This window comes from Stenotrophomonas sp. YJH_SMC_19 (assembly GCF_059367915.1).
In genome coordinates this window covers 1-4,787 of record NZ_JCAFRI010000043.1, presented here as the reverse complement: position 1 = coordinate 4,787, position 4,787 = coordinate 1, and the positions used below count along the sequence as shown (strand labels likewise).

Annotated in this window: 5 protein-coding genes; all 5 read left to right on the top strand. The window is 66.8% G+C overall.

What is annotated here, in order from left to right:
* Positions 1-703, top strand: a 703-nt coding sequence (locus AC5P5R_RS22080) for a methyl-accepting chemotaxis protein (RefSeq protein WP_495205409.1), incomplete at its 5' end; no start/stop codon positions are given.
* 204 nt (positions 704-907) lie between these two features.
* Positions 908-1,681, top strand: coding sequence for a flagellar brake protein (locus AC5P5R_RS22075; protein ID WP_043035402.1), 774 nt, complete (start codon positions 908-910; stop codon positions 1,679-1,681).
* A 232-nt stretch (positions 1,682-1,913) separates the two neighbouring features.
* A complete protein-coding gene (locus AC5P5R_RS22070; RefSeq protein WP_005409516.1) occupies positions 1,914-2,405 on the top strand; it encodes a chemotaxis protein CheW in 492 nt (163 codons plus the stop codon).
* 136 nt (positions 2,406-2,541) lie between these two features.
* On the top strand, positions 2,542-2,925 hold the full coding sequence (locus AC5P5R_RS22065; protein ID WP_005409515.1) for a hypothetical protein: 384 nt from the start codon (positions 2,542-2,544) through the stop codon (positions 2,923-2,925).
* A 101-nt stretch (positions 2,926-3,026) separates the two neighbouring features.
* On the top strand, positions 3,027-4,787 hold a 1,761-nt coding region (locus AC5P5R_RS22060; RefSeq protein ID WP_099597122.1), incomplete at its 3' end, for a methyl-accepting chemotaxis protein.

Genomic DNA, 4,787 nt, shown 5'->3' with positions numbered 1-4,787 from the left:
GCAGGGCGGCGAGGTGGTCGGCCAGGTGGTCACCACCATGTCGGCCATCGAAGCCTCGTCGAAGAAGATCGCCGAGATCATCAGCGTCATCGACGGCATCGCGTTCCAGACCAACATCCTGGCGCTGAACGCCGCAGTGGAGGCCGCGCGTGCCGGCGAGCAGGGCCGTGGTTTCGCCGTGGTCGCCAGCGAAGTGCGTACCCTCGCCCAGCGTTCGGCTGCGGCGGCCAAGGAGATCAAGGGCCTGATCGATGATTCGGTCGGCAAGGTCGCCGAAGGCTCCAGCCTGGTGCACCAGGCCGGCAGCACCATGGGCGAGATCGTCGCCTCGGTGCAGCGCGTGACCGACATCATGGCCGAGATCTCCGCCGCTTCGCAGGAACAGAGCGCCGGCATCGAGCAGGTCAACCAGACCGTGGTGCAGATGGACGAAACCACGCAGCAGAATGCCGCGCTGGTGGAGGAAGCGACTGCTGCGGCGCGCGCCATGGAAGACCAGGCCGTGCAGCTGGGCGAAGCCGTGGCGCGCTTCCGGCTGGCATCGCACGGCGTCGCCGCTGCGCCGGCACGGTTGGCAAATGCACCGCAGCCACGTCAGGTCGCGGCCGCCCTGCCCGTCACCAAGGCCGCACCGACACGGCCGCTGCGGGCGTCGGCCGCCCAGCCGGCGCTGGCTGCCGAGGGTGATTGGCAGGAGTTCTGACCCCACGCAGAAAGCATCCGCCCATGGGGTGGATGCACCAGCATGGCGGGCCACGGGGTCAGATCCCTTTCCCACGGGAAAGGGATCTGACCCCTTATGCATGGAAAGTGATGCAAATCTCACTTCATAATCCAATGCAGAGGCCGATATCCCCATCGAGCCTGCACCAACGCGTGCTGGCGCCCGCCCCTGATCACAGACTCCATGTCCGACGGCCACGACACTGAACTGCATGATGTCCACGCGGCCGACGCCGCGGACGAACGCTTCCTGGTCCGCAACCCCCGCCAGCTGCGGCAGCTGCTGCGCTCGCTGATCGACCAGCGATCACTGATCAACGCGCATATCGACGGCCGGGATCGTTCCTTCCCGACCGCCCTGCTTGATCTCGACGAGGACGAAGACTACCTGCTGCTCGACGGCAGCCCGCAGGAGGCATCGAACCGTGCCGCCGAGCAGGCCGACCACCTGCTCTGCTTCGCCCAGCTTGAACGTGTCCTTGTGCGGTTCCGCCTGCACGAACTGCAGCGCGTGGACAACGATGGCCACGCCGCCTTCCGAGCCCCGTTGCCGGACGAACTGGTGCATCTGCAGCGCCGCGAGCTGTACCGGCTGGAGACCCCGGTCACCGACTCGCCGCATCTGCTGCTGCCACCCGGCGAAGCACGTGCCGAAGCGCTGTCGATGCGGGTGGTGGACATCAGCGGTGGCGGCCTGGCCGTAGTGGTTCCCAACGACTGCGCCGTATTCGGCCTGCAGAAGCGCTACCCGGCGCAGCTGTCGCTGCCCGATGGCCCCGACCTGGACATCGAACTGGTGGTCTGCAACCTGCTGCCACAGCGACAGCCCAATGGCATCGAGGTGAAGCGCGTGGGAATGCGCTTTGACAGCCTGCCGCGCGGCGGCGACAGCGCCATCCAGCGCTACATCTTCCGCATCGACCGCCAGCGCAAGGCGCGCCGCAACGGCGAGCTCTGAGGCCCGTTCGACCGTTCGTGCCGGCCGGCGGCCGGCAACCCGCATGATGCAGTCGCCGGCCAGCGGTCGGCACTAGCGATCTTCGGCGGATCCACGCCATATGCGCGTGCCGGCCGCGCCGCGGTAGATCCACGCCATGCGTGGATGCCTCTCCCCCGGCACCTAAAGTCCCCCCACGCGGGGCCGATATCGAGCCTGACACCGGGACTTCCGGCAGAACCAGGACCCCTCGATGAACGACAAGACCAGCTCCGCCGCCAGCGCCGGTGGCGAATTCCTCAGCTTCACCCTCGGCGCCGAGCACTACGGCGTGGACATCCTCAAGGTGCAGGAGATCCGTGGCTACGATGCGGTCACCCGCGTGCCGGACGCCCCGGACTACATCAAGGGTGTGATCAACCTGCGCGGCACCATCGTGCCGGTCATCGACCTGCGCTTGAAGCTGCGCCTGGACAACGCCCGCTACGACGCCTTCACCGTGATGATCGTGCTCAACGTCGAAGACCGCGTGGTCGGCATCGTGGTCGACAGCGTGTCGGACGTGATCCCGCTGTCGGCCGAGCAGATCCGCCCGACCCCGGAGTTCGGCGCTGCAGTCGACACCCGCTTCATCTCCGGCATCGGCACCCACGACGACCGCATGCTGATCCTGCTGGACATCGAGACCCTGCTCGACAGCGCCGACATGGGCCAGGCCTCCCTCGCCGAAGACGCTGCCGCCTGATCCATCGGACCTGCTTCACGTTCTGGTCACAAAACCCTTCAGTTCCCCCCAGCAGTGCCGATAGGGGGACAGAAGCCGGTCGCGCAGGAGCGCGCGGAACCGGAACGACCATCACCATCCCCGGAGATACACCTCGATGAAGTCCCTGCTTGCGTTCGTTTCGGCCGCTGTCCTGGCCACCACCGCTTCCTCCGCGTTCGCCCAGGCGGCCGACATGATCCCGCCGGAACTGGCCCCGCGTTCGGTCGGCAAGGACGGCATGGTCTGTGGCAAGGTCGAAAAGGCCCGCTACGCAGAAGGTTCCGAAGGCCAGCCGACCTTCCTGTACATGGGCGGTGCCTTCCCGCGCCACACCTTCTCGGCCCGCATCGCCGGCGAGAACCGCGGCAAGTTCTCCTTCCCGCTGGAAACCCTGGAAGGCAAGACCGTGTGCGTGATCGGCAAGATCCAGCGCGACGCCTCGCGCGCGGAAATCGAAGTCAGCTCGCCGGCGGGCCTGAAGCTGGCCAACATCAAGTAATCCGCTGTCCGTCGAACCACGCCGGAGCTTGTGCCGGCGTGGTTTCTGCTGCAACCGGGCCCGACGCCCGGACGCGTCTGCCTTAGGAGATCGCAACGCCCATGCCGTGGATCAACAACCTGAAACTGATGCCGAAGCTGCTGTTGACCTTCGGCGTCCTCCTGCTGGTGATGCTGCTGCAGGGCATCGTCGCCTATCGCGGACTGCATTCGCTGAACAACGTCACCACCGAGTTGGCCGGTTCACGCATGGAAAGCATCCGCATGGCCGGCGAGATGCGCGGCATGCTGGGCGAGTACCGCAATGCCGCCTACCAGCAGCTGATCCGCGCCAGCGATGACGTCAAGTCCGACGCGCGCAAGCAGGCCGTCGACCTGCGCACCAGCATGGACACGTCGATCAAGGAATACCCCAAGCTGGTCGACAACGCGCAGCAGAAGAAGCTGTTCGATACCTTCGCCAAGGAATGGAAGGACGCTCTGGCCTCCTACGACAGCGTCACCGAGATGCTGGAGCTGGACCTGCCGGACGATGCCATCGATACCTTCGTGGGCGAGACCCGCACCAAGCACCGCAAGGCTGCTTCGGCGCTGGAAGCGCTGATCGCCGAAGACAACCGCCTCGCCCGCGCCTCGCGCGAAGAGGCCGCGTCCACCTATTCCGCCTCCGCCGTGCTGACCGTGATCGCCCTGTTGGGCGGCGCCGCGCTCGGCCTGGTGCTGGTCTGGCTGTTCGCGCGCGCCCTGGTCGGCAGCGTGCGTGGCGCCGTGTCGGTTGCCAACGACGTGGCCGGCGGCAAGCTCGATGGCCACATCGACGTCAGCCGCCAGGATGAAGTGGGCGAACTGATGCAGGCCATGCAGCGGATGCAGCGCGACCTGCGCGAACGCATCGAAACCGACCAGGCCGTTGCCCGCGAGAACCTGCGCATCCGCACCGCGCTGGACTACAGCTCGACCGGTGTCTACCTGACCGATACCAGCAACACCATCGTCTACAGCAACCGCGCCCTGCAGCAGACCCTCAGCCAGTACCAGGATGAAGTACGCCGCGACCTGCCGGACTTCGACGCCCAGGCCTCGTTGATCGGCAAGCCGGTCACCGTGCTGGAACACCGCGGCGAGATGGACCAGACGCTGTTGGGCAACCTGAAGGCCCACGGCGTCGCCCGTCGCCCGATGCAGTACGGCGATGCCCAGTTCGCGCAGGTGGTGTCGACCATCCGCAACGAAGGCGGCGACACCGTCGGCTACGTGGTGGAATGGCGCGACCGCACCCAGGAGGCACTGGTCGAAGCCGAAGTGGCGCGCGTGATCGCCCAGGCCGCCGCCGGCGACCTGTCCGGCCGCATCGACGCCAGCGACAAGGAAGGCTTCTTCCTGCAGCTGGCCCAGCAGATCAACGGCCTGCTGGACGCCAATGCCGGCAGCATCGAACAGATCTCCGGCCTGCTTGCCGCGCTGTCGCAGGGTGACCTGACCGTGCGCATGCACGGCGACTACCAGGGCGTGTTCGCCCGCATGCGCGACGACGCCAACGCCACCGCCGCGCAGCTGAGTGAAATCGTCACCCGCATCAAGCAGTCCAGCCGCGCGATCAGCTCGGCCGCCGGCGAGATCGCCTCGGGCAACAGTGACCTGTCGCGCCGTACCGAGCAGCAGGCCGCCAACCTGGAAGAAACCGCTGCTTCGATGGAGGAACTGACCTCCACCGTGCGCCAGAACGCCGAGCACGCCCGCCAGGCCAACCAGCTCGCCATCGGCGCGCACGGTGTCGCTTCGCAGGGCGGCGAGGTGGTCGGCCAGGTGGTCACCACCATGTCGGCCATCGAAGCCTCGTCGAAGAAGATCGCCGAGATCATC

What these genes read in the sequence shown, in the direction of transcription:
- AC5P5R_RS22075 (WP_043035402.1), top strand. Translation starts at nt 908, where the DNA reads ATGTCCGACGGCCACGACACTGAACTGCATGATGTCCACGCGGCCGAC.
- AC5P5R_RS22070 (WP_005409516.1), top strand. Translation starts at nt 1,914, where the DNA reads ATGAACGACAAGACCAGCTCCGCCGCCAGCGCCGGTGGCGAATTCCTC.
- AC5P5R_RS22065 (WP_005409515.1), top strand. Translation starts at nt 2,542, where the DNA reads ATGAAGTCCCTGCTTGCGTTCGTTTCGGCCGCTGTCCTGGCCACCACC.